This is a genomic window from Janthinobacterium sp. NKUCC06_STL (genome assembly GCF_019345455.1).
Taxonomy (GTDB): Bacteria; Pseudomonadota; Gammaproteobacteria; order Burkholderiales; family Burkholderiaceae_D; genus Janthinobacterium; species Janthinobacterium rivuli.
The window spans coordinates 1900965-1925604 of the sequence record NZ_JAHKQY010000001.1 but is presented as its reverse complement, the minus strand read 5'-3'; the positions used below and the strand labels follow the sequence as shown (position 1 = coordinate 1925604).

Sequence of the window (24640 nt, the reverse complement as noted above, 5' to 3'; positions counted from 1 at the left end):
TCTGCCTGGCCCGGGGATGTAGGCTGGCAGACTGAAACAAGCAAATCGCTTGACGAAAACGGGCGCAAAAAAGCAAGCAGGGCACAGGCTGCGGTGCTTGCGGGCTGGCAGCGGCGCCGTGGCCGCCGGAAGGCTAGCTCAGTTGGAAGGTCAGTGGTACTAAAACGTACACGGGTACGGGCTTGCCGTTTTCGATCATCGGCTTGAACAGCGCGCGCTGCGCGGCCTGGCGGCCCGCTTCATCGAGGTTGGTGTAGCCGGTCGATTTCTGGATCAGGATTTGCTCGGGCAAGCCTTTTTCGTTGATCAGGATGCGCAACACCACGGTGCCGCTTTCGCCCAGGCGGCGCGACAAATTCGGGTAGATCAGTTGCGGCGCCTTGATGTATTCGACGCTGCTGACGGTGCGCGGCGTCGATGGTGCCGGCGGCGTTGGCGATGGTGCCGATGGCGCCGTCGGCGCGGCGGTGGCAACAGCCGGTGCCGCTTCGGCGCGCGTCGGCTGCGGCGGCGTGATCGTCGGTTCGCTTGGCGCGACGGCAATCATCGGCAGCGGCGGGATCACGGCGCGCGGCACGGGCGCGCTCAATTCCACGGTTTTCGGTACGGACGGTGCCGGCGGTTTCGGCGGCGCCGGCGGGGCGATGATGCTGATGGTGGTAATGGTCGGCATGGCCGCCGTGACTACGCGGCTCAGCAGGCCGCTCTGGATGGCGTAAAAGCCGGCGATATGCAGGACGACGATGGCCATCAGCGGCGCGAATTTGTTGCGCTTCTTGTCGAAGTCGGCAAATTGCTGCACGGCCTGCACCGTTACGGGCGGGGGCATCATCGTCATGGCATTCATCGCTTTCTTTAGTTTGTCAGTACAGCTCGCATCAATACGGTTTCTTGCAGCGCCACGGTGGCGTTCAGGTGATCGTTCAGCACTTCCCGCGCGCAGGTGTGGCATTTGCCGCAGCAGGTGGCCACGCCCAGGTCGCGGCGCAGTTCGGCCATGCTGGACAGGCCAAGATCGACGGCTTGACGGATTTCACGATCAGATATGTTGTTGCAGACACATACAATCATTGATACACCTTCTGGCTGGAGGATGAACAGACACTAGTGCTGGAAAGCATTGTTGCTAGTGTTTTAATGAGAATCATTATCATTACGTTTCATTGTCGCGCAAAGTGCGGGACAATGCAAGCGATTTTGATCAAGTGTGCGGCAGTTGGCGGCCTGGCGCGGCGCATCGATATGCCATTTTTTCGGATGGCGCAGCCCTTGGTGGGGGCGGCTCTCCGGGCTAAATAAAAACTATTCGCATTCATGTTTATAATGCTGGTATTGTCTCGGACGGTTGCCGTCTGGACAGATGGAATGGCCGCTTGTCGGTAATGCGCAACAGTTGCGTTTTACCTCACAAACCTGGAACCAGCGCAAGGCGCCCGCGCCGCAGCCGGTATCCGGTGTTCTTAATTTGAACGGAATTTGCTCATGACTCTAGTTCCACCCATGATGACGCTCGATGCGCTGGCAGTCGGCCAGAGCGGCACGGTGTTGCATATCACGCCCCACACGGCAGGACAGACGGAGGACGGCGTCGACCTGGCCCGCCGCCTGATGGAGCTGGGATTTGTTCCCGGTGAACGCATCCGCATGCTCAAGCGCGGCATTCCCGGCGGTGATCCGCTGGCCATCAAGGTGGGCAATGCCACATTCGCACTGCGCCGCTTCGAAGCGGCGCTGATCACGATTCAACCGCTGCTTCAACCGGAATAACCATGGGTGCTGTCGAAACGATCGTCGATGCGGGCGTGCACAAGCCGCCGCATCAGCCACAAATTGCCTTGCTGGGCAATCCCAACTGCGGCAAGACCGCCCTGTTCAACCGTTTGACGGGCGCGCGCCAGAAAGTGGCGAACTACGCCGGCGTGACCATCGAGCGCAAGGAAGGCCATTTCACCTCGCCCGCCGGCAAGCCCGTGCGCCTGCTCGACCTGCCGGGCGCCTACAGCCTGTCGGCCACCACGCCTGATGAAGCCATCACGCGCGACGTGGTGGGCGGCCTGCGCCGCGGCGACCCGCGTCCGGACGCCATCATCTGCGTCGTCGACGCCACCAATTTGCGTCTGAATCTGCGCCTGGTACTGGAAGTCAAGCGCCTGGGCCTGCCCATGCTGCTGGCCCTGAACATGACGGACGTGGCGCGCAAGCGCGGCATGCTGATCGACACGGCCAAGCTGTCGGCCGAACTGGGCATGCCCGTGGTGGAAACCGTGGCGGTGCAGCACGACGGCGAAAAAGCCTTGCTGAACGCCATCGACGCCATGCTGCCGCTGCCGGCCGTGGAAGCGAAACCGCTGGCGGCCATCGATGCCGTCAGCGTCGAAGAAACCCAGCGCGAAGTGCGCCGCATCCTGGCCGCCGTCAGCAATGACACGAGCGACAAGGGCAACCTGACGGAAAAGATCGACGACGTGGTGCTGCACCCCGTGTTCGGCCCCATCATCCTGGCCGTGCTGATGTTCCTGATCTTCCAGGCCGTATTTGCCTGGGCCGCCACGCCGATGGAAATGATCACCGATGGCGTGGGCCACCTGGGCGCCGTGCTGACGGCGAACATGCCTGACGGTCACCTGAAAAGCTTGCTGGTGGAAGGCATCATCGGCGGCGTCGGCAGCGTGCTGGTCTTCCTGCCGCAGATCCTGATTTTGTTCTTCTTCATCCTGAGCCTGGAAGACTGCGGCTACCTGCCGCGCGCGGCCTTTTTGCTGGACCGCCTGATGGGCGGCGTGGGCTTGTCCGGCCGCGCCTTTATCCCGCTGCTGTCGAGCTTTGCCTGCGCCATTCCCGGCGTGATGGCGGCGCGCACCATTCAGAATCCGCGCGACCGCCTGGTCACCATCATGATCGCGCCGCTGATGACGTGTTCGGCGCGGTTGCCCGTGTACGCGCTGATCATCGCCGCCTTCATCCCGGAACGCCAGGTATGGGGCTATCTGAGCCTGCAAGGCCTGGTGCTGTTCGTCCTGTACTTCGCCGGCATCATCTCGGCCATGGCCGTGGCCTGGGTCATGAAGCGCGGCATGGGCGTGCGCGGCAACCAGCCGCTGATGCTGGAACTGCCGGCCTACCACTGGCCGCACCTGCGCAACCTGGCCGTCAGCCTGTGGGAGCGCGCGAAGATCTTCCTCACGCGCGTCGGTACCATCATCCTGAGCCTGATGATCATCCTGTGGTTCCTCAGCACCTTCCCCGGCCCGCCGGACAACGCGATCCATCCGCCGATCTACTACAGTCTGGCCGGCATTCTGGGCCGCGGCCTGGAAGTGATCTTCGCGCCGATCGGTTTCAACTGGCAGATCTGCATCGCGCTGGTGCCGGGCATGGCGGCGCGCGAAGTGGCCGTCGGCGCCCTGGGCACCGTGTACGCGCTGTCGCAAACGGGCGACGCGCTGGCCACCACGCTGGAGCCGCTGATCGCCCATTCGTGGTCGATGGCCACCGCGCTGTCCCTGCTGGCCTGGTATGTATTCGCGCCGCAGTGCCTGTCGACCCTCTCCGTGGTGAAGCGCGAGACGGGCGGCTGGCGCTATCCGCTGCTGATGGCCGGCTATATGTTCGCCCTGGCCTATGCCGCCTCGTTCATCACGTACCGCATCGCCCTGATGCTGGGTGCTTAGGAGAAAAGCATGTGGCAAACCCTGATCGTCGCCCTGATCGTCGCAGCCGCGCTGCTGCATTTTTCGACCAAGTACCTGCCGGCGGGCGTGCGCCGCGCCATCGTGCGCGGCCTCGTGCGCTGCGGCCTCGATGAGGCGAAGCTGTCGGCCTTCTTCAAGGTGGCGCCCGGTTGCGGCAGCGGCTGCGGTTCCTGCGGCTCTTGCGACAGCCCGCCGCCACCGTCCGCCACGCCGCCGGCCGACGGCAGCAGCAAGCGCGTGATCCTGATGCAGGTGCAGCGCCAGGACTGATGTACATGTAGCCACGGGCGCGCCCGTGGGCTACACTGGGTTTTCCGCATGGCAAGGAGTGGCAATGGCGATACTGTTGATCTTCATGTTTTTGTTTGCGCTCGCCACCTGGCTGCTGGCCAGCCGGCGCGGCCGCCACGGGGGACTCTGGTTCGGCATCGGCCTGTTCCTCGGGCCGTTTGCCTTGCTGGCGGTGGCGGCGCTGCCGCCCGTGCCGGCGCGCTGACCCAGTATTGTCAACACCCGCAGATGCGGGTTTTTTTACGCCTGCGCGCCCGTGTGGCGCAGCCGGTACTGGCGTGGCGAGCAGGCCATGACCCGCTTGAAGGCGTGGCTGAAGGCGCTGTCCGAATCGTAGCCCAGCGTCTGCGCGATCGCGGCGATGGGCGCTCCACTGTCCTTCAGGCGCCGCGTGGCCAGGCGCATGCGCCAGCGCAGCAGGTAGTCGAGCGGCGTCACGCCCACCCGGGTCTTGAAGTGCACGGCAAAGGCGGAGCGTGACTGACCCGCGACGGCGGCCAGCTGCGCCAAGGTCCAGCGTTGCGCCGGCTGCGCATGCATCGCCTCGATGGCCGCGCGCAGTCGGGGATCGGCCAGCGCGAACAGCCAGCCTGCCGGATGCGATGCCTGCGCCGCCAGATACTGGCGCAGCATTTGCAGTAGCATCATGTGGCCCAGGTGGCGCGTCATCAGCGCCGCGCCTGGCGCCGTCGTCTGCAGTTCCTGCGCCAACCGTTGCAAGGCCCAATGCAGCACGCTGGCCTGGTCCGTATCGCCGCGCACGTGCAGCAGCGGCGGCAGGCAGTCGAGCAGGATGGCCGCCTCGTCGCCAAAGTGGAAGCGTCCGCCGATGAGGAAAAAATCGTGCTGGGGGGCGCCGTGGCGGGCCACGCCGTGCTGCGCATGCCGGTACACGTCCAGCGCCGGCGCGGCCGGCAAGCCGGGTGTGCTGGCCAGGGTAAACGCGCGTCCCGGCGCCAGCAGGAAGCAATCTCCCGTCTGCAGCCGCACGGGAGCGTCGATGCCCGCGACCGTCAGCCAGCAAGCGCCTTCGATCACGGCGTTGAACTTGATGCCGTCCGGCGGCGGAAAGTCGATGGCCCAGTCGCCGCCCGCCTTCAGGCCGGCAAAGTAGGAGCTGCGCGTATCGAGCAGTGAGAGTACATCGGAAAGCAAATCCATGATGGCTTTCATTCTGGACGATAGCGATAGTATTGAAGATTTTACGCCATTCACAGTCCAGGCTGCGGCGCGCACAATGGGTTTTATCCATCACGTCCAGGCAGCCATGACACATACCACTACCTTTCAAACTCCCTTGCATTCCGGTTTTTGCGCGCGCACGACGGCCACCGAGGCGCTGGCCGGGCGCGACCTGTCCGGCGTGCTGGCCGGCGCCGGCGCCCGTGTGCTGGTGCCGGCGCGCGATCCGCATCAGGCGCAAGCGGCCCTGGCAGGCATGGCCGGCGTGGAGGTCGCCGCGCTCGACCTGCTCGATCCGCAATCGATCGATGCATTCGCGGCCGCTTTTCTTGGCACCGGCCGCGCCCTGCACGTGCTGCTCAACGGCGCCGGCATCATGGCCACGCCCTTGCTGCGCGATGCGCGTGGCTACGAGGCGCAGTTCGCGACGAATCACCTCGGGCATTTCCAGCTGACGGCGCGCCTGTGGCCCGCCTTGCGGCAGGCGCGGGGCGCGCGGGTGGTGTGCGTGTCGTCGCTGGGCCACCGGCAGGCGGGCGTCGACCTGGACGACCCGCATTTCCTGCGCCAGCCATACGATAAATGGCGCGCATATGCGCAGTCGAAAAGCGCCAATGCGCTGTTTGCCGTGGAGCTGGACCGGCGCGGCGCGGCGCACGGCGTGCGCGCCTTCTCGCTGCATCCGGGAGCCATACTGACGCCGCTGGTGCGCCACCTGGATCAGGATGATTTACGCAGGGTGGGCGCGCTCGATGATGACGGCCAGGTCAATCCGCCGCCGCAATCGGGTTTCAAGAATGTGGCGCAGGGCGCCGCCACAGCCGTCTGGTGCGCCACCAGCGCGCAGCTCGAGGGCATGGGCGGTGTGTATTGCGAGGATGGCGATATCGCCGCCGTGGTGGCGGACGACAGCACGGGGCCGGGCGTGCGGCGCTGGGCCATCGACCCCACACAGGCGCGCCAGCTATGGGCACTCAGCGAGCAAATGACGGGCGTGTGCTTTGATGGCGACGCGGCATAAAAAATGCCGGGCGATGCCCGGCATGTGCAGGAAGGCGGTGTGGTTTTACACCTTGCCCGCCAGCTTGTCGACCACTGGCACCAGCGCGGCCGGACGGCAGCCGAAGGCGGCCAGGCGGCCTTGCGCGTGGGGCGCCAGGTCCAGGTCATACGGCAAACGGCCCGCCACCAGCCACAGTTTATCCTGCGGCAGGGCTTCGACGAGGCGGCGCTGGCCATCGACGAACATGGCGTTGTACGTTTGCAGCACGATCTGCTGCGCGCCTTGCGCAAAGGCGATGGCGGCGTCGACCTCTTCTTCCAGCGCTTCGGCCGACAAGGCATATTCGCGCACATCCAGGCCCGCTTCGAGCAGCGCCGGCAGCATGGAGCTGCGCGCTTCCTTGTTGCGGCCCAGCGCCACTTCGTCGATTTCGCTGCGCGAGCGCACTTCCACCGTCAGCAGGGTCACGGGCAGGCTGGCGTCGAGCGGGCGGTAGTCACCCTGCACGCGCAAGGCGGCTTTTTGCAGCAGCTGCGACAGGGCCATGGCGGCCGGCTGCATCAGCGCCGGCGGGGCGACGGGGCGGTTGCGCCAGTCGCGCACGGCGCGGTTGCGCTTGAGTTCAGCCACGCGCGCGCAAGCCGCGTCGATGCGGTCGATGGCGATGTCGCCGCGCTGCACGGCGGCGATGACGGCGTCGATGGCCGCCGTCTGCTGCGCTTTGCGGTGCGAGATGAGGACGATGTCGGCGCCCGCCTGCAAGGTGGCGATGGCGCCCTGGGCGATGCCGATGCCGTCGGCAATCGCCGCCATTTCCAGGCAGTCGGTGATGACCACGCCCTGATATTTCAACTCGCCGCGCAGCAGGTCCGTCAGCACGCCTTTCGACAGGGTCGCCGGCACCTTGGTGTCGGCCTCGAAGGCGGGGAAGACCACGTGCGCCGTCATGATGGCGTCCACGCCGCCGGCAATGGCCGCGCGGAACGGCGCCAGTTCCACGGCGTGCAGGCGTTCCTTGTCGTGTGGGACCAGGGCCATGGCGTAATGCGTGTCGATGGCCGTGTCGCCGTGGCCGGGGAAATGCTTGGCGGTGACGGCCATGCCGCTGGCGCGCTGGCCGCGCATGGCCGCCATGCCGTAGGCGATGACGGTGGCGGCATCCTCGCCATACGCGCGCACGCCGATGACGGGGTTGTTGCGGTTGTTGTTCACATCGAGCACGGGCGCGAGCAGCAGGTTGATGCCCAGCTGGCGCATTTCATCGCCGCTGATCTGGTTCATGCGTTCGCAGTCGTCGATGGAGCCGGCCGCCTGGAAGGCCATCGCGGCGGGAATTGGCGTCACGCCCTGCTCGATGCGCATCACCATGCCGCCTTCCTGGTCGATGGAGATCAGCAGCGGAATGTCGGACACTTCAGCGTTGATCTCCTGCAGTTCGCGGCACAGGGCGGACACTTGCGCGGGCGTGTGCACGTTGCGGCGGAACAGGATCACGCCGCCCACCTTTTTTTCGCGTATCAAGGTCTTGATATGCTCGTCCGCCTGCAGGGCGTCGAAGCCCACCATGAATAGCTGTCCTACTTTCTCGCGCAAACCCTGCTCCATGCTGCAACTCCTCCGGTATTCATTCTGATGACGACAAGTCCGTATTCTGGCCCCTGGTGACGCGTCTGGACAATCACCGGAAAAGCTGCCTTGGTTTTGTACTTATTTTGGTATTGTATTGGATTTGGATATTTGCGCAAGTGGTTATTAAGTGGTATTGCTCCACTTGCGCAGTGCCGGCATCAATCGAGGCGCTGGAACGAAGCCGCTTGCGCCTTGGGCCAGTACAGGCCGAACACGGGCGGCAGTTGCGGCAGCTGGCTCGGGTCGAGCAACTGGCCCGCTTCCAGGAACGGCAGCAGGGCCGACGCCAGTTTCACCTGATTCGGCGAGATGCGGCGCACCAGGTGATGCGGACGCAGTTCCTGCGGGTGCGCCAGGCCGGCGGCGGCGATCAGTTCGGCCAGCGCCTTCATGGTGTTCTGGTGGAAGTGCGCCACGCGGGCGATCTTGTCGGGCACCACCAGCGCGCGCTGGCGTTGCGGGTCTTGCGTGGCCACGCCCGTGGGGCAGCGGTCCGTGTGGCAGCTTTGCGACTGGATGCAGCCCAGCGCGAACATGAAGCCGCGCGCCGAATTGCACCAGTCGGCGCCCAGCGCCAGCAGGCGGGCGATGTCGAAGGCCGTGATGATCTTGCCCGAGCAGCCGATCTTGATCTTCGCGCGCAGGTTGGCGCCCACCAACGTGTTATGCACGAGCACCAGCGCTTCCTGCAGCGGCGTGCCCACGTGGTCCGTGAATTCCAGCGGCGCGGCGCCCGTGCCCCCTTCGCTGCCGTCGACGACGATGAAGTCGGGCGTGATGCCCGTTTCCAGCATGGCTTTCACGATGGCGAAAAATTCCCACGGGTGGCCGATGGCCAGCTTGAAGCCCGTCGGCTTGCCGCCGGAGAGCGTGCGCAGGCGGTCGATAAAATGCAGCATTTCCAGTGGCGTGGAAAAGGCGCTGTGCGCGGCCGGCGAGACGCAATCCTCGCCCACCATCACGCCGCGCGTGGTGGCGATCTCGATCGTCACTTTCGGGCCGGGCAGCACGCCGCCGTGGCCGGGTTTCGCGCCCTGCGACATTTTCAGCTCGATCATTTTCACTTGCTCGGAGCTGGCGTTGGCGATGAAGCGCTCTTCCGAAAACGTGCCGTCCTGGTTGCGGCAGCCGAAGTAGCCGGAGCCGATTTCCCATACCAGGTCGCCGCCGTTTTCTCGGTGATAAGGACTGATGCTGCCTTCGCCCGTATCGTGCATGAAGCCGCCGCTGCGCGCGCCGCCGTTCAGGGCCAGGATGGCGTTGGCCGACAGGGCGCCAAAGCTCATCGCCGAGATATTGAAGACGCTGGCCGAATACGGCTTTTCACGCGGGCAGTCCGGATGGTTGCCGATCTCGATGCGGAAATCGTGGCCCGTCACCTTGGCGGGCGCGATGGAATGGTTGATCCATTCGTAGCCCGCTGCATACACGTCGAGCTGGGTGCCGAACGGACGCTTGTCCGTCTGCTCCTTGGCGCGCTGGTAGACGATGCTGCGCTGGCTGCGCGAGAACGGCGTCGCCTCGCTGTCGCTTTCCAGGAAATACTGGCGGATTTCGGGGCGGATGCTCTCGAAGAAGAAACGGAAGTGCGCGAGGATGGGGTAGTTGCGGCGCAGGGCGCGCTTCGTTTGCAGCAGGTCGCTGATGCCGACCAGGGTCAGCGCACCTGCCAGCACGGGCAGCCAGTAATGATCGTAGTAAAACAGGGACAGGACAAAGATGGCTGCCGTCGCAATGAAGGTCAGGTAGCGAAATGGTACTAGGTGCATGGGCACTCCGGTGAAGTCAGACTGATACTGCCGAGTCTACCTTCGATTCGCGGAACGTGCTGGTGGGAAAGAACGCGGCGCCCCGTGGACGCCGCGCGGGATTACCGTTGTGCGGCGCGGATACGCTCGACCCGTTCAGTGCTGGCCGGATGGCTCGACAGGTAGGGCGTGCCCTGGTCCAGTTTGCCCAGGGCGACAAACACTTGCGCCAGGTGTTCCAGCGGGATGACGTTCTGGCGCAGCATGGCGATGGCGTAGTCGTCCGCGTCGCGTTCGACATCGCGCGAATACTTCAAGTCCAGCAGCAGCGGCGGCAAGGTCGCCACCACCGTCGACACGTCGCCGAACAGCAGCGCCGCGCCGGCGCCGACGGCCGAAGTCTGGATGATGCGCCGCGTCAGGTGGCGCTGCTGCAGATGTCCCAGCTCATGCGCCAGCACGCCCATGATGGCCAGGTCGTCCGGCAGTAGTTCGATCATTTCATCGGTCAGCACGATGTCGCCGGACGGCAGGGCAAACGCGTTCGGACCGATCTTGCTCTTGCGGAAAACGATGCGGTGCACGGGCGTGCTGTCGCCGGGCGTGGCCAGGCGCGTGAACTGGGCGCGCAAGGCTTGCTGGCGCGCGTCAGCAAGCTTGCTCGCCTCAAACACATGCTGGTCGAGGAAATCGAGCACGCCCTGGCCCAGCTGGCGCTCGACGGACTGGGGAATCGCATATGCGACCCCCTTCGCCACCACGGGCAGCAGGTACTGATAGCTGAGCCACAGGGCCAGCACGGTGGCGACCGTGGCCAGCAGGGCGCCGCGCCAGCTTTGCTGCAGCCGCACCACCCAGCCGTCGCGGTGGCCCGTGGCGTGCAGCAGGCTGTTGAAGGCCGCCTGGTCGGCGATCTCCAGGTAGGCGCCGTCGGGGAAGCTGACCTTGCGCACGGCGTGGCTGCTGCGTTCGGACACGTGCAGCTCGCCCAGCGGGCAACTGCGCGCGATATCGCCGGCCAGCACGGCCACGCCATCGCGCACGCTGAGCGTGACGTGGTACAGGCGCGAACTCTGGCCGTCGAAATAGCGGGCGGCCAGCGCGGCGTGGTCTTCTTGCGTGTCGGCGTTCATGCTTACATCGACAGGTCGAAGTCCAGCAGGTCGGCCATGCCTTCGCCGGTGGCCGACACTTGCTGGCCCGTGGCGGCGACAAACTCGTCCAGGCTGCCGTGCACCAGCATCGACGTCGCTTCCAGGCGGTACTTCAGCCAGCGCACATGGGCGAATGGCGCGAACAGGCCCAGTGTGACGACGACTCCCAGCAGGTTGGTCAGCATGATGAAGGTGGTGCGGCCCCAGGTCAGCTGCGACTGGAACTGGTGCTGCTGCAAACGCGTATGGTTCCAGATCAGGTTCTGGATCATGGTCATGAACAGCGGCAGCACGGTGAACGCCCACAGGTACAAGGCGCCGATGGCAAACAGCAGGCTGCCAACCTTGGCCTTGTCATTCATATTGGCCGCAAACGAGGTGAACACGCTGCCGAAGACGACGAAAATCAGGACCAGCAGGCCGCCCAGCAGCAGCGCGAAGAACAGCAGATAGGTCTTGTAGAAGCTGCCGACCGTGGCGTCAAAGCTGAAATGGGTGGCGCCGAAACGGCTTTGCGTGTGCTGAAAGCGCTTCAGGCGCTGGTGCAGGAATGGCGTCATCAAGCCCAGGGTGAAGGTATTGAGGATGGGCAGCCACAGGAAATACTTGTAGGCTTCCCGGGCGCTGCCGCCGAAACCGAAGCGGATGCCCCGGTAGCTGGTGTTGTACAGCTTGAATTGCAGGCTTTTCCATATCAGCCAGGGCAAAATGGCGGCCAGCAGCACGAACATCAGCAGGCCCACGATGGGCGAAACCTTCAGGGCGATGTTGTAGCCGCCGATCAGCACGACGGCCGCGATGCGGCCCTTCAGGATGGCCACGGCATTGCCATGATATTCGAAGCTGCTGCCAGCCAGGTGGGTGCTCGAATAGAAATAGCGGTTGCGGCGCACCTTGGCCCAGGCGGAGTAAATGCCCAGGGTGACGATGCTCAGCAGCAGGTTGACGATCCAGATACGGAAGTATTCGCTGCCGGTGGCGCTGAAGGTGATGGCTTCTTGTCTGGGAGTAGTGTTGTTTGCGTCGAAATCCACAGGGGTTTCCTTACTGATGGGAAACAAAACAAGATAAGGGATTATTGAAAAGTTATCAATTGAAAATACTGTTTTTCGCAATTTTTTCGTCGATTCGCTTGCGCCGCCCCGATCCGGCCGTCCCCGGCTATACTGGAACTCAACCATCGTTACCGGGAAAACCATGATCGTCGTCCACCATCTGAACAACTCGCGCTCGCAGCGCGTGCTCTGGCTGCTCGAGGAACTGGGCCTCGACTACGAGGTCAAGCGCTACCAGCGCGACCCGAAAACCATGCTGGCGCCCGCTTCCTTGAAAGCCGTGCATCCGCTGGGCAAGTCGCCCGTGATCACCGATGGCGCCAACACCATCGCCGAATCGGGCGCCATCATCGAGTACCTGGTCGAGCGCTACGGCAATGGCCGTTTGATCCCGGCGGCTGGCACGCCGGACAAGCTGCGCTGGACCTACTGGCTGCATTTCGCGGAAGGCTCGGCCATGCCGCCGCTGCTGATGAAGCTGGTGTTCGACAAGGTCGAATCGTCGCCGATGCCGTTTTTCGTCAAGCCGATCGCGCGCGGCATTGCCAGCAAGGTCAAGAGCAGCTTCGTCCTGCCCAATATCACCAGCCAGCTGGCCTACATGGAAGCGGAGCTGGAGAACAGCAAATGGTTTGCTGGCAATGAATTCACGGCGGCCGACATCCAGATGAGTTTTCCGCTGGAAGCGGCCGCCATGCGCGGCGGACTCGACGAGCGCTTGCCGAAGCTGACGGCGTTCCTGCAGCGCATTCATGCGCGCCCGGCCTACCAGCGCGCCCTGGAAAAAGGCGGACCCTACGATTTCGCCAAATAAGCGGCATTCAGGCCCGATGTGCGGGGAACCATACGGTAAAATGCCCGATTCAACCAGTATCCACTTACCGCATGGCCAGACTCCTCGCTATCGACGGCTTGAATATCGTACGCCGCGTCTACGAAGCCAGTCCTGAACCCGATTCCGACCTGAAGGCGGAGATCGCGCTGCGCCATGCGCTGTCGTCATTCCGCACCCTCATCAACGACCACGAGCCGACGCATATCCTGCCGGCCTTCGATTTCGGTGGCCCGACCTGGCGCCACGCCCTGTATGCCGGTTACCGCGAGGGGCGCCAGCCCATGCCGCAGGTGCTGCGCGACGCCTTGCCCGGCTTTTACGATACCCTGGCCAGCTTCGGCATGCACGTGGTCAGCATTCCCGAGGTCGAGGCCGACGACGTGATCGGCACGGCCGTCATGCGCTGGCTGCACGAGGGGCGTGGCGCGGCCGTCATTGCCACCACCGACAAGGACTTGCATGGCTTGATCGCGCACGGCGCGCTCGTGTGGGACCATTTCAAGGGCATCTGGCACGACCACGCCTGGGTCGAGAAAAAGTTCGGCGTGCCGCCGGAACTGCTGCCTGACCTGCTGGCGCTGATGGGCGACGTCACCGACAGCATCCCCGGCGTGTCGAAGATCGGCCTGAAGACGGGCGCGAAACTGTTGCGCGCCTACGGCAATATCGACGCCGTGATGGCCGGCGCGGGCATTTTGCCCGGTGCACTGGGTGAAAGCCTGCGAAAAGAGCGGGAAATACTGTATCTTTCAAGAAAGTTAGTGGAACTCAAGACCGACGTGACCTTGGGTGTCACTTGGAACAAGCTGGCGTGGGAAAAATAGAACGCCAGGCAAGAACAATCAAGCAAGGGAAGTAAATCATGATGTTAAAGACAGTCCTGATCGATAGCAGCGCCGTGGCGCGCGGCCTGCTGAATACGGTCCTGACCGATGGCGGCTACGATGTCTGCGGGCAGACGCATACGAGCGCGCTGGGGCTGGCGCTGCTGGTCAAGCACCACCCGCATTTCGTGTGCATCGCGCGCGAACAGGTGGAAGATGGGACGAATGTGGTGCAAACCATCCGCGCCCAGTATCCGAAGACGCTCATTTTCATGGTCTCGGGCGGCATCGACGCCGCCTCGCTGCAAGCGGCCCACGCCATGGGCGTGTCGGGCTTCATCGTGAAACCGTTCATGGCAGACACGGTGCTGAAAACCGTGCGCAATACGGTCATTGCCATGGTGCGCAAGCAGCAGCAGGCGCTTGCCGCCGCTGCGCAAGGCAATAGTTAGACGCCAGCCAGGCCGCTCGCGCTGGCGATGATGCCGCCACCGAGGCACACGTCGCCGTCGTACAGCACGGCCGACTGGCCTGGCGTGACGGCCCATTGCGCCTGGTCGAAGGCCAGGCTGAAGTGTTCATTCCCGTCCGGCAGCAACTGGCAAGCCACGTCGGCCTGGCGGTAGCGCGTCTTGGCGCTCAATGCACCTGCTTGCGGCGCCACGCCGGCAACCCAGCTGGCCTGGTCGGCCGTCAAGGCCGGCGACAGCAGCCACGGGTGGTCGTGGCCCTGCACCACCCACAGAGTGTTGTTGGCGATATCCTTGCGCGCCACATACCAGGCGTCGCTGCTGCCGTCCGCATTCTGGTACGACTTCACGCCGCCGATGCCGATGCCCTTGCGCTGGCCCAGGGTATAAAAACTCAGTCCCACGTGTTCGCCCACGGTCTTGCCGTCGGCCGTTTTCATCGGGCCCGGCTTGTACGACAGGTAGCGGTTCAAAAATTCGCGGAACGGGCGTTCGCCGATAAAACAGATGCCCGTGGAATCCTTCTTTTGCGCGTTCGGCAGGGCCAGTTTCTCGGCGATCTGGCGCACTTGGGTCTTCGGGATTTCACCGAGCGGGAACAAAGTCTTGGACAACTGCGCCTGGTTCAATCGGTGCAGGAAGTAGCTTTGATCCTTGCTGGCGTCGACGGCTTTCAGCAGTTCATAGCGGCCCGCATCTAGAGGCGCCTGGCGCACGCGCGCATAGTGGCCGGTGGCGATCAGGTCGGCGCCCAGGGTCATGGCGTGGTCGAGGAAGGCCTTGAACTTGATTTCGGCGTTGCACAGCACGTCCGGGTTCGGCGTGCGGCCGGCCTGGTATTCGCGCAAAAAATCAGCGAACACGCGGTCCTTGTATTCGGAGGCGAAATTGACGGCTTCGATATCGACGCCGATGACGTCGGCCACGCTGGCCGCGTCGATCCAGTCCTGGCGCGTGGAGCAGTATTCCGAATCGTCGTCATCTTCCCAGTTTTTCATGAACAGGCCGATGACTTCATAGCCTTGTTCCTTCAGCATCCATGCCGCGACCGAGGAATCGACCCCGCCCGACATGCCGATAACGACTTTCTTCTTGCTCATCTTGCTTTCCAGTTACTTTAATAATATGGCAATGCGTATTGCTATGCGCTATTGAAAACGGACGCATGCGTGTGCAGCAGGGCCAGCGGCGCGCGCCGGCCGGCCAGGTATTCGTCCACACACTGCAGCACCAGCGGGCTGCGGTGGCGTTCCTGGCACGCCGCCAGCTCGTCGCGCGTCATCCACAGGGTGCGGATGATGCCTTCGTCCAGCGGGCGGTCATGCTCGGCGCCGGCCGTGCCGCAAAAGGTGAAGCGCAAATAGGTCACGTCCTCGCCCGTGCGCAGTGACTGATAGCGCGACATGTACATGCCGACCAGTGCCGTGGGGATGAAATCGTAGGCCGCTTCTTCCAGCGTTTCGCGGATCACCGCCTGTTCCAGCGACTCGAACGGGTCGAGGTGACCGGCCGGTTGATTGATCTTGATGCCTTCGCTGGTCTCTTCTTCAATCAGTAAAAACAGGCCGTCGCGCTCGACGATGGCGGCAACGGTGACAGAGGGTTTCCAGATTCTCGGCATGATTCCATCCTTGAAAGAGCCGACATTTTATCTTGTTCTGCGCGCGCGGTTTGAACCCGGCCTTCTGTTGCGCGGACATATTGATAAATGACAACGTTTTAGCAAATAGCGGTGGGAGGTACTTACGTCTTTCCCGGGGAGCGCACTAGCATGGGGGCTTAGGCGGCAAGATGGCAGGAAACGCCCGCTAATATAGGCTTTACCGGTGGTCAAAACAAGCGCGCACACGTGCTCGACTGTGGTGAGATTGACACACCTTTCCCACAATACGGGCGCCATACCGCATGGCGGAACAAGGATTGGTATTACGGGTAAATTAGTGTCGTACGACTAAAAGTTGCTGCTTCACAAACGTTTAACGCGCTGCTTTCCGTGTTAGATTCTAGTCAGTTTATCAATTAGCGGAGGCATCATGAGGATAGGCATACCGGCCGAAACACGGCCTGGTGAAACGCGGGTGGCGGCTACGCCCGAGACAGTCAAGAAGCTGGCAGCCAAGCATCAGATCGTCGTGCAGTCGGGAGCGGGCTTGCAAGCATCGATTCCCGACGACGCGTATGCCGCCGCTGGCGCGCAGATCGGCACCGCCCAGGAAGCCTATGGCTGCGCCATCGTGCTCAAGGTGCGCGCACCCGATGCCGAAGAACGGGCCCTGATGGCCAGCGGCACGGTGCTGATCGGCATGCTGAACCCGTTTGACGCGGACAATATCGCCGCCATGGCCACGGCCGGGCTGTCCGCCTTCGCGCTGGAAGCCGTGCCGCGCATCACGCGCGCGCAGTCGATGGACGTGCTGTCGTCGCAGGCGAACATCGCCGGCTACAAGGCCGTGCTGGTGGCCGCGAATACCTATCAGCGCTTCATGCCGATGCTGATGACGGCGGCCGGCACCGTCAAGGCGGCCCGCGTGCTGATCATGGGCGTGGGCGTGGCAGGGCTGCAGGCGATCGCCACGGCCAAGCGCCTGGGCGCCGTCATCGAGGCGTCCGACGTGCGCCCACCCGTCAAGGAACAGGTGGAGTCGCTGGGCGCCAAGTTCCTCGACGTGCCTTTCCTCACGGATGAAGAAAAGGAAATCGCCAAGGGCTCGGGCGGCTATGCGCGCGCCATGCCGGCCGACTGGATGCGCCGCCAGGCTGAACTCGTTCACGAACGGGCGAAACTGGCCGACATCATCATCACCACCGCACTGATTCCCGGCCGCGCCGCGCCCGTGCTCATTTCCGAAGAAACGGTGAAAGCCATGAAGCCCGGTTCCGTCATCGTCGACCTGGCCGTGGAGCAGGGCGGCAACTGCCCCTTGTCCGAACTGGGCAAGACGGTGGTGAAACACGGCGTGTACATCGTGGGCGAACCGAACCTGGCGACCCTGGTGGCGGCCGACGCTTCGGCCCTGTATGCGCGCAATGTGCTGGACTTTTTAAAGCTCATCATCGACAAGGACGATCAATTGCTGATCGACCGCGAGGATGAAATCATCAAGGCCAGCCTGGTTTGCGCGGGCAATGACATCCTCAGAAAATAACGCGGCGCCGGAGAGAATAACATCATGGAAATCAGTCATACCATCACCAACCTGATCATCTTCGTGCTGGCCATTTATGTCGGCTACCACGTCGTCTGGACCGTCACGCCGGCGCTGCATACGCCGCTGATGGCCGTCACCAATGCCATTTCCGCCATCATCATCGTCGGCGCCATGCTGGCGGCTGGCCTGACGCAAGGCCCGCTGGCGCAGGCGGCCGGCACCCTGGCCGTGGCCCTGGCCGCCGTCAACGTGTTCGGCGGCTTCCTCGTCACGCAGCGCATGCTCGAGATGTTCCGTAAAAAAGAACCGAAAGCCAAGCAAGGAGCAAAAGAATGAGTCACGCCATGAGCTTCGTCACCATGAACCTGGTGACGATGATGTACCTGATCGCCTCGGTGTGCTTCATCCAGGCCTTGAAAGGCCTGTCGTCGCCCTCGACGGCGCGCCGCGGCAATGCCTTCGGCATGAGCGGCATGGCCATTGCCGCCGTCACCACCGTGGCGCTGATCCTGAAACTGAAGGAGCAGCAAACGGGCGGCATGGGCCTGACACTCGTCATCATCGGCATCGTCACGGGCGGCGCCATCGGCGCCTACCTTGCGAAAACCGTGGAAATGACGAAGATGCCGGAACTGGTGGCGGCCATGCACTCGCTGATCGGCCTGGCGGCAGTGTGCATCGCCGTGGCGGCCGTGTCGGAACCGTGGGCCTTCAATATCGCCAAGAACGGCGAGGCGCTGCCCATCGGTAACCGCTTCGAACTGTTCATCGGCACCTTTGTCGGCGCCATCACGTTCTCCGGTTCCGTGATCGCCTTCGGCAAGCTATCGGGCAAATACAAGTTCCGTTTGTTCCAGGGCGCGCCCGTCAGTTTCAAGGGCCAGCACATGCTCAACCTCGTGCTGGCGCTGGTGATGGTGGGACTGGGCCTGGCGTTCTGCTTCGCCGATGGCGTCGAACCCGCGTGGACGCCGTTCATCGTCATGACCCTGATCGCCTTTGCGCTGGGTGTGCTGATCATCATCCCGATCGGCGGCGCCGACATGCCGGTGGTGGTGTCGATGCTCAACAGTTACTCGGGCTGGGCCGCGGCCGGCATCGGCTTTTCGCTGAATAACTCAATGCTGATCATCGCCGGTTCGCTCGTGGGATCCTCGGGCGCGATCCTGTCGTACATCATGTGCAAGGCCATGAACCGTTCGTTCTTCAACGTCATCCTGGGCGGCTTCGGCGGCGATGCGCCAGCGGCCGGCGCGGCCGGTGCGCAGGAACAGCGGCCCGTGAAATCGGGTTCGGCCGACGATGCCGCCTTCATCATGAGCAATGCGGAAACCGTCATCATCGTGCCCGGCTACGGCCTGGCCGTGGCGCGCGCGCAGCACTCGCTGAAGGAACTGGTGGAAAAACTCACGCACAAGGGCATCACCGTCAAGTATGCGATCCACCCGGTGGCGGGGCGCATGCCGGGCCACATGAACGTGCTGCTGGCCGAGGCCGAAGTGCCGTACGACCAGGTCTTCGAGATGGAAGACATCAACGGCGAATTCGGCCAGACGGACGTGGTGCTGGTGCTGGGCGCGAATGACGTCGTCAACCCGGCCGCGAAAGACCCGAAATCGCCGATCGCCGGCATGCCGATCCTGGAAGCCTATAAGGCCAAGAGCATCATCGTCAACAAGCGTTCGATGGCGTCCGGCTATGCGGGCCTGGACAACGACCTGTTCTACCAGCCGAACACGATGATGGTGTTTGGCGATGCGAAGAAGGTGATCGAGGATATGGTCAAGGCAATCGAATAAGGTCGCTCGATGCAAGACGAGCGGCCCGCCTTGTGCGGGCCGTTTTTATTGGCTGGCTGCTGCCGCGACGACTTGGTTGCGTCCCTGGTGCTTGGCGACATACAAGGCCTTGTCGGCATCCGACATGGCCGCGTCCAGAGTGGCGCCGGCCGTCAGGGAGGCCACGCCGATGCTGATTGTCACCTGCAGTTCGCCGCCATCGGGCAACGGTGTGATGGCGGCGGCCACGGCGGCGCGGATGCGTTCGGCCACAACGTGCGCCTGCTGCAGGCTGGCGTCGGGGAAAAGCAGGCCGAATTCCTCGCCGCCGAGGCGCGCGGCCACGTCGGTGATGCGTCCCGTGTCGCGCAGCGCCTGCGACACCGTGCGCAGCACGGCGTCGCCCACGGCATGGCCGTAGCGATCGTTGATCTTTTTGAAATGGTCGAGATCGGCCACGCCCACGCTCAGGGCGGCGCCGCTACGCGCCGCGCGCGCCATCGCCTGCTCGGCTTGCGCTTCATAGGCGCGCCGGTTCGGCAGCGACGTCAGCGCATCGTGCAGCGCCTGCTGTTCCAGCTGCGCCAGCAGGCTGGCGTTCTTTGCCGCCAGTTCGCGCCGTTCGCGCACGTCGAGCAAAAAGGCGCCGAAATAGCGCATGCCGTCGACCACGCCCAGGTCCATCGCCTTCATTTCGATGGGGATCATTTGCGTGTCGCGGTGGCGGATGGCGAATTCGCGTATCTTGCCCAGCACGCTGGAGGTGCGCGAGCTGCGGATGTAGTTGATCACGTGGTTGTCGTGCTGTGCGCCGACGGCGTCGGGCAGCAGGCCGTTCAGGGTCTGGCCCAGCAATTCTCCGCTGGCATAGCCGGACAATGCCTGCATGGCGCCATTGATATAGCGGATGCGGCACTGCTCGTCGATGATGATGACGGCGTCGAGGGCGTCTTCCAGCAGGCGGGAAAACAGCACTTCGGGAAGAGCGGCAGGCGGTGCTGCGGGCAATGCATCTGTCATGGAACGGTCGCCAGAAACCAGGTGACAGCCATTGTCGCATCCGCAGGCCGTTTACTCCATGCCGGATATGTTCCCTGTTTCTTTTTTGCCCCAGCTCTTTCCTTATTGCTAAGCCTTAGCGGCGGCCGTACATCATCAATCCGGCCAGTGCCTTGCGTGCAGGGGGAAATGCGTCCAGCAGGCCCAGCGACAGGCCCAGCATGCCCTGTGTGGGCGCGCTGCCCGTGAAGATGCGCGCCATGGTGTCGGTCACGCGCACGGTCAGCCCCCGGTCGGCCTGGCGCAGGCTGGCGTAGCGTTCCAGCCCGGCCGGACTGCCGTCCTGCGCCAGCACGCGGGCCAGCACGGCGGCGTCGCGCAAGCCCAGGTTCAAGCCCTGTCCCGCCACCGGATGCAGGGTTTGCGCCGCATTGCCGATGGCGACCGTGCGCGGCGTGCCGCCCCCCTGGGCGTTCAGGCCCAGCGGATACGCCAGGCGTGGCGTCGTATGCGTAAAGCGTCCCAGGCGGCTGCCGAAGGCGGCGCCCAGGCGCGCCAGGAAGGCCGCATCGTCCAGGGCCAGCAATTGTTCGGCGCGCGTGGGCGGCACGCACCACACCAGCGCGTAGCCATCGTCCTGCGGCAGCAGGGCCAGCGGGCCTTCGTCGGTGAAGCGCTCATACGCGCGGTGGGCGATGGGGCTACTTGTGCGCACATGGGCAATGATGGCGCTCTGGCCATAATCGCGGCTGACGGCGCGTTCCGGCTGCTGGCCGAACAGGCCGCCCTCGGCTTGCACCAGCAGGCTGGCGCGCAAGCTCGAGGCGGCGCCCGCCTGCTCGATCTGCACGCTGACGCCGTCGGCATCCTCGGCACTGCCCGTCACCAGAGCCGGGCGCAGGCTGACCACGCCCAGGCGCTCGCACACGTCGGTCAGCGCGCTGACGACGGCGCCGTAACGGGCGACATAGCCGAGCGCTTCGACGCCATGCTCGCCGCGGTCCATCAGGCTGCGCCCGAACTGGCCGCGGCGCGAGACGTGAATCTGGTGGATCTGTGTCGCCTCCACGGGCCAGGCGCCCGCTTCCTCGAGAATCTGACGGCTGCCGTGCGACAGGGCGATGGCGCGCGGGTCGCGCCTCGCTTGTTCGATGGATTTCGCATCGAGCAGGGCGATGCCGGCGGCACGGCCGCCGCGCTGCACCAGCAGAGCGGCCAGCGCCATGCCGACGGGGCCGGCGCCACAGATGGCGAGATCGAAAGTGGACGGTGTATGCATGCGGCGGCGTTAATCCTGTGACATCAGTTGTTCGATTTCAGCGACGCTCTTGGGCGCCGAGCTGAAGACTTCATGGCCTTGCGGCGTGACCAGCACATCGTCTTCGATGCGGATGCCCGTGTGCCAGAACTGCTCCGGCACGCCCGCGCCCGGGCGCACATAGATGCCCGGCTCCACCGTCAGCACCATGCCCGGCGCCAAAGCGCGCCACGGCTTGCCGGGCGCGTCCGTGTCGCGGTAGGCGCCCACGTCGTGCACGTCCATGCCCAGCCAGTGGCTGGTGCCGTGCATGTAGAAGGGCATATACGCCTTGTCGGCGATGACGTCCTGCACGCTGCCGCTTTTTTGCCGGTCCAGCAAACCCAGGTCCAGCATGCCCTGCGCCAGTACCTGCACGGCCGCCTCGTGGATGGCGCTGTGCGGCAAGCCGGGACGCAGCATGTCCAGCGACGCCTGTTGCGCCGCCAGCACCAGTTCATACAGCGCCCGTTGCGGGCCGCTGAAACGGCCGTTGACGGGCCAGGTGCGCGTGATGTCGGAGGCATAGCCATCGAGTTCGCAGCCGGCGTCGATCAGTACCAGTTCGCCGTCGGTTAATACCGCGTTGTTGGCGCTGTAATGCAGGATGCAGGCGTTGCCGCCGCCGGCCACGATGGAGGAATATGCGGGGAACTGCGCGCCGCTGCGGCGAAATTCGTACAGCAGCTCCGCTTCCAGCGCGTATTCGTGCATGCCGGGACGCGTGGCGCGCATGGCGCGCACGTGGGCGGCGCTGGAAATGGCGGCCGCGCGGCGCATCAGGCCCTGTTCTTCCGTGTCTTTCAGCAGACGCATGGCATCGAGCATGTCATTGACGTCATGCGCGATGGCGGGCGCCGTGACGCCGCTGCGGGCCTTTTGCCGCACGTTGTGCCGCCAGACTTTTACTTGCGCATCGAGGCTGCCGCCCAGCGCATAGTAAATGGCGGGGCAGTCGGCCAGCAGGCGCGTCATTTCCACGTCGAGTTCCTCGATGGGGAAGGCGCCGTCGAAGCCGAACGTCGTGCGCGCCGCCTCGGGGCCGTGGCGGAAACCGTCCCAGATTTCGCGCTCCGTGTTCTTGGCGCGGCAAAACAGGATGGCGCGCGCGGGCGCCGTGGCGCTGGCGGCCACGAGGGCCACGGCGCTGTCGGGTTCCGTAAAGCCGCTCAGGTAATAGAAATAGCTGTCGTGGCGATACGGATAATCGCAATCGCTGTTGCGTGGCACCTCGGGCGCCGTGGCAATGACAGCCACGCTGCCCGGCAGCATCTGCGCCAGCAGCGCCGCGCGCCGGGCCGCGTAGTTGGCCATCATGCGGCGGGCGCCTTGGCTGTCACGCCATTGAGCACGTCGAGCTGTGCCGGCGTACCCACATTGGTCCACTCGCCCGGATAGACTTCACCGCCCACGCGGCCCTGGTCCGCGTACCGGCGCAGCAAATCGCCGAGCTTGGCGTGGCTGCCGGGCGCGATGCCGTCGAACATTTCAGGGCGGTACACGCCGATGTTGGCGAAGGTCCACTTGGTGTCGTCCGTATTGTTGATCGCGAACAAGGTCAGGCCGAAGTCGCCCTTGGGGTGGAAGTCGGGATTGGGCACCAGGTAAGTCCAGGCGATGTCGCGTTGGTCGGCCGGATACGGCGTGCCCAGCACATCCTTGTCGGCCAGCACGTCGAGTACCTGCTTGAAGTCGAAATACGGGCAATAGATGTCGCCGGAAATGGCGAGGAATGGTTCATCGCCCAGCAAGTGGCGCGCCTGGGCGATGCCGCCCGCCGTTTCCAGCGGGGTGGTCTCGGGCGAATACGCGATGCGCGCGCCGTACGCGCTGCCGTCGCCCAGGGTTTCCTCGATCAGATGGCCCAGGTGCGAATGGTTGATGACGATGTCGGTGATGCCGGCGCGCACCAGGTTCAGCACATGCCAGACGATCAGCGGACGGCCGCGCACTTTCAGCAGCGGTTTGGGACAGGTATCGGTAAGCGGACGCATCCGTTCACCGCGGCCTGCGGCAAAGATCATGGCTTTCATGGACTACTCGTTTTCTGATTCATTGTAAATTGCTCTGAAGTGATCAGAAGGTGTAACCGACTTGCGGCGTTTTGTTCTCGAGGGCATCGAGCAAACGCACCAGCGGCTTGAGTTCCGTGTAGCGGTTGGCCGTCTTGCGCACGTAGTCGAGCACGGTTGGCAGGTCGCCCATGTACAGATCCTTGCCGTCGCGGTAGTTCAGGCGCGCGAACAGGCCGAGGATTTTCAGGTGGCGCTGCAGGGCCGTAAATTCGAAATCGCGGTAGAAGGCGTCGATGTCGGGATTGACTGGCAAGCCCAGCTGCTTGGCGCGCTGCCAGTAGCGGATCACCCAGTCGAGCACCAGTTCTTCATCCCACTGGATATACGCGTCGCGCAGCAGCGAGGCGATGTCGTAGGTGACGGGGCCGAAGACGGCGTCCTGGAAGTCGAGGATGCCGGGATTGGGGATGGAACCATCGTTGATGTGCATCAAATTGCGCGAATGGTAGTCGCGGTGCATGAATACTTGTTGCTGCGACAAGATATTCGCCGTGATGGCCTCGAAAACCTTGTCCAGCTGGGTTTGTTGCACATCCGTCAAGGTGGCGCCCAAGTGCTTGCCGATAAACCATTCCGGGAACAGATTCATTTCGCGCAGGATGAAGGCGCGGTCGAATTCAGGCAAGACGTCGGGCTGGCTGGCCAGCTGGATTTTCATCAGCGATTCCAGCGCTTCGGCGTACAGCACGCTGGCATTGTCGTGGTTCAGGGCGTCGAGATAGGTGGTCGTGCCCAGGTCGGACAGCAGCAGGAAGCCCTGCTCCAAGTCTTGCGCGATGATGTCGGGCACGGACACGCCGGCGCCTTTCAGCAAGCTGGCCACCTTGATATAGGCGGGCACGTTTTCGCGCTCGGGCGGCGCATCCATGGCGATGAGTGTACTTCCTGGCAATGTTGCATTGCCTGGCAGCACGTCGAGACGGTAGTAGCGGCGGAAGCTCGCATCGCTGGAAGCGGGGCGGGCGGATTCGGGCGCGACGAGGTTCAGCGAGGTCAACCAGGCTTTCAACAGGGTCAGGCGAGCGTCGGCGGAGGCCGGTGCGGTGGAGGAATTGGGGGAGAATGACATTAAGCGGCCTGTGGAATCGGGTTGATGGTGCGTATTCCCATATAATAAGGGATTCAAATCAAAAAATCGCCTGTCATGGTGCTTGCCCCTTCCAATTCATGAGCTGGTTTTCGGCCTCCCCCCCTTCGCAGCGCTGGGCTTTCGCCATCAGCGCGCTCGTCGCCGCCACGACGGTGCCTGTCCACGCCCAGAAAGCGCCGCGCCCGGTTCATGTGGAAGATCCCGACGCGCCCACCGTCATGACGGCGAACAGCATGAACGGACGCCCCGAAAGGGAGATCAATCTCGACAAAAATGTCGTGATTGAGCGCGGAAAAACCACAAAAATGACGGCCGATACAGCTTGTTACAAACAAGTTGAAGATCAGTTCGACGCCGAGGGCCATATCA

At 63.8% G+C, this 24640-nt stretch carries 26 protein-coding genes; 11 read left to right on the top strand and 15 right to left on the bottom strand.

Going from position 1 to position 24640, the window contains the following annotated elements:
• Nucleotides 1-133 precede the first annotated feature (133 nt).
• Both KO539_RS08775 and KO539_RS08770 read right to left on the bottom strand, forming a co-directional pair.
• Nucleotides 134-838 (bottom strand): energy transducer TonB, encoded by a 705-nt coding sequence (locus tag KO539_RS08775; RefSeq protein WP_219308422.1) that lies wholly within the window; start codon nt 836-838, stop codon nt 134-136.
• Nucleotides 839-855: 17 nt separating this feature from the next.
• Entirely contained in the window at nt 856-1071 is a 216-nt protein-coding gene (locus KO539_RS08770; protein ID WP_034745611.1) for a bacterioferritin-associated ferredoxin, read from the bottom strand.
• Nucleotides 1072-1482: 411 nt separating this feature from the next.
• On the opposite strand from KO539_RS08770, the gene KO539_RS08765 reads away from it, so the two are divergent.
• The 4 genes from KO539_RS08765 (at nt 1483) to KO539_RS08750 (ending at nt 4188) form a co-directional block, all read left to right on the top strand.
• Nucleotides 1483-1767, top strand: coding sequence for a FeoA family protein (locus KO539_RS08765; protein WP_077408814.1), 285 nt, complete (start codon nt 1483-1485; stop codon nt 1765-1767).
• 2 nt (nt 1768-1769) lie between these two features.
• Nucleotides 1770-3671, top strand: a complete 1902-nt coding sequence (locus tag KO539_RS08760) for a ferrous iron transporter B (RefSeq protein WP_035822770.1) — start codon at nt 1770-1772, stop codon at nt 3669-3671.
• A gap of 9 nt (nt 3672-3680) precedes the next feature.
• Complete coding sequence (locus KO539_RS08755; RefSeq protein WP_092802903.1) at nt 3681-3962, top strand: hypothetical protein; 282 nt, start codon at nt 3681-3683, stop codon at nt 3960-3962.
• 64 nt (nt 3963-4026) lie between these two features.
• Nucleotides 4027-4188 carry a hypothetical protein gene (locus KO539_RS08750; protein ID WP_219308420.1) on the top strand — a complete coding sequence of 54 codons (162 nt, stop codon included), beginning with the start codon at nt 4027-4029 and terminating at the stop codon, nt 4186-4188.
• A 35-nt stretch (nt 4189-4223) separates the two neighbouring features.
• Here the strand turns inward: KO539_RS08750 and KO539_RS08745 are convergent, their stop codons facing one another.
• A complete protein-coding gene (locus tag KO539_RS08745) occupies nt 4224-5144 on the bottom strand; it encodes an AraC family transcriptional regulator (RefSeq protein ID WP_219308418.1) in 921 nt (306 codons plus the stop codon).
• A gap of 106 nt (nt 5145-5250) precedes the next feature.
• On the opposite strand from KO539_RS08745, the gene KO539_RS08740 reads away from it, so the two are divergent.
• Entirely contained in the window at nt 5251-6186 is a 936-nt protein-coding gene (locus KO539_RS08740; protein WP_219308416.1) for an SDR family NAD(P)-dependent oxidoreductase, read from the top strand.
• Between the two features lie 45 nt (nt 6187-6231).
• On the opposite strand, the gene nagZ is transcribed toward KO539_RS08740, so the two are convergent.
• The 4 genes from nagZ to KO539_RS08720 form a co-directional block, all read right to left on the bottom strand.
• A complete protein-coding gene (nagZ, locus tag KO539_RS08735) occupies nt 6232-7773 on the bottom strand; it encodes a beta-N-acetylhexosaminidase (protein ID WP_219308414.1) in 1542 nt (513 codons plus the stop codon).
• 182 nt (nt 7774-7955) lie between these two features.
• Complete coding sequence (locus KO539_RS08730; protein ID WP_219308411.1) at nt 7956-9566, bottom strand: FMN-binding glutamate synthase family protein; 1611 nt, start codon at nt 9564-9566, stop codon at nt 7956-7958.
• A gap of 101 nt (nt 9567-9667) precedes the next feature.
• Complete coding sequence (locus KO539_RS08725) at nt 9668-10678, bottom strand: M48 family metallopeptidase (RefSeq protein ID WP_219308409.1); 1011 nt, start codon at nt 10676-10678, stop codon at nt 9668-9670.
• Nucleotides 10679-10680: 2 nt separating this feature from the next.
• Nucleotides 10681-11733 (bottom strand): YjgN family protein, encoded by a 1053-nt coding sequence (locus tag KO539_RS08720; RefSeq protein ID WP_225242790.1) that lies wholly within the window; start codon nt 11731-11733, stop codon nt 10681-10683.
• A 163-nt stretch (nt 11734-11896) separates the two neighbouring features.
• Between KO539_RS08720 and KO539_RS08715 the strand changes: the two genes are divergently transcribed.
• The 3 genes from KO539_RS08715 to KO539_RS08705 all read left to right on the top strand — a co-directional run bounded on the left by KO539_RS08715 (nt 11897) and on the right by KO539_RS08705 (nt 13865).
• Complete coding sequence (locus tag KO539_RS08715) at nt 11897-12568, top strand: glutathione S-transferase (protein ID WP_219308407.1); 672 nt, start codon at nt 11897-11899, stop codon at nt 12566-12568.
• 71 nt (nt 12569-12639) lie between these two features.
• Complete coding sequence (locus KO539_RS08710; protein ID WP_035822757.1) at nt 12640-13413, top strand: 5'-3' exonuclease; 774 nt, start codon at nt 12640-12642, stop codon at nt 13411-13413.
• A gap of 41 nt (nt 13414-13454) precedes the next feature.
• On the top strand, nt 13455-13865 hold the full coding sequence (locus KO539_RS08705; protein ID WP_035828354.1) for a response regulator: 411 nt from the start codon (nt 13455-13457) through the stop codon (nt 13863-13865).
• On the opposite strand, the gene mnmA is transcribed toward KO539_RS08705, so the two are convergent.
• Both mnmA and KO539_RS08695 read right to left on the bottom strand, forming a co-directional pair.
• On the bottom strand, nt 13862-14983 hold the full coding sequence (mnmA, locus tag KO539_RS08700) for a tRNA 2-thiouridine(34) synthase MnmA (protein ID WP_219308405.1): 1122 nt from the start codon (nt 14981-14983) through the stop codon (nt 13862-13864). The genes KO539_RS08705 and mnmA overlap by 4 nt on opposite strands.
• A 41-nt stretch (nt 14984-15024) precedes the next feature.
• The gene (locus KO539_RS08695; protein WP_034745637.1) at nt 15025-15504 is read right to left on the bottom strand and encodes an NUDIX hydrolase; all 480 of its coding nucleotides are present in this window, start codon (nt 15502-15504) and stop codon (nt 15025-15027) included.
• Nucleotides 15505-15916: 412 nt separating this feature from the next.
• Here KO539_RS08695 and KO539_RS08690 point away from each other — a divergent pair, with 412 nt between their 5' ends.
• Genes KO539_RS08690 through KO539_RS08680 form a run of 3 tightly spaced genes read left to right on the top strand, consistent with a single transcriptional unit; the run spans nt 15917 to nt 18831 of the window.
• Nucleotides 15917-17029 (top strand): Re/Si-specific NAD(P)(+) transhydrogenase subunit alpha, encoded by a 1113-nt coding sequence (locus KO539_RS08690; protein ID WP_035822752.1) that lies wholly within the window; start codon nt 15917-15919, stop codon nt 17027-17029.
• A 24-nt stretch (nt 17030-17053) separates the two neighbouring features.
• On the top strand, nt 17054-17368 hold the full coding sequence (locus KO539_RS08685; protein WP_035822749.1) for an NAD(P) transhydrogenase subunit alpha: 315 nt from the start codon (nt 17054-17056) through the stop codon (nt 17366-17368).
• Between the two features lie 8 nt (nt 17369-17376).
• Nucleotides 17377-18831, top strand: a complete 1455-nt coding sequence (locus KO539_RS08680) for an NAD(P)(+) transhydrogenase (Re/Si-specific) subunit beta (RefSeq protein ID WP_219308700.1) — start codon at nt 17377-17379, stop codon at nt 18829-18831.
• Between the two features lie 45 nt (nt 18832-18876).
• On the opposite strand, the gene KO539_RS08675 is transcribed toward KO539_RS08680, so the two are convergent.
• The 6 genes from KO539_RS08675 to KO539_RS30125 form a co-directional block, all read right to left on the bottom strand.
• Nucleotides 18877-19830 (bottom strand): sensor domain-containing diguanylate cyclase, encoded by a 954-nt coding sequence (locus KO539_RS08675; protein ID WP_219308404.1) that lies wholly within the window; start codon nt 19828-19830, stop codon nt 18877-18879.
• A 115-nt stretch (nt 19831-19945) separates the two neighbouring features.
• A complete protein-coding gene (locus KO539_RS08670) occupies nt 19946-21088 on the bottom strand; it encodes a UbiH/UbiF/VisC/COQ6 family ubiquinone biosynthesis hydroxylase (protein ID WP_219308403.1) in 1143 nt (380 codons plus the stop codon).
• A 9-nt stretch (nt 21089-21097) separates the two neighbouring features.
• The gene (pepP, locus tag KO539_RS08665; RefSeq protein ID WP_219308698.1) at nt 21098-22420 is read right to left on the bottom strand and encodes a Xaa-Pro aminopeptidase; all 1323 of its coding nucleotides are present in this window, start codon (nt 22418-22420) and stop codon (nt 21098-21100) included.
• Nucleotides 22420-23139 carry an N-acetylmuramate alpha-1-phosphate uridylyltransferase MurU gene (gene murU, locus KO539_RS08660; RefSeq protein WP_219308401.1) on the bottom strand — a complete coding sequence of 240 codons (720 nt, stop codon included), beginning with the start codon at nt 23137-23139 and terminating at the stop codon, nt 22420-22422. Before murU ends, pepP begins: the two co-directional genes overlap by 1 nt.
• 43 nt (nt 23140-23182) lie before the next feature.
• Nucleotides 23183-24250 carry an aminoglycoside phosphotransferase family protein gene (locus KO539_RS08655; protein WP_219308399.1) on the bottom strand — a complete coding sequence of 356 codons (1068 nt, stop codon included), beginning with the start codon at nt 24248-24250 and terminating at the stop codon, nt 23183-23185.
• A gap of 53 nt (nt 24251-24303) precedes the next feature.
• Nucleotides 24304-24636, bottom strand: a complete 333-nt coding sequence (locus tag KO539_RS30125) for a hypothetical protein (protein WP_257626144.1) — start codon at nt 24634-24636, stop codon at nt 24304-24306.
• Nucleotides 24637-24640: the final 4 nt, after the last annotated feature.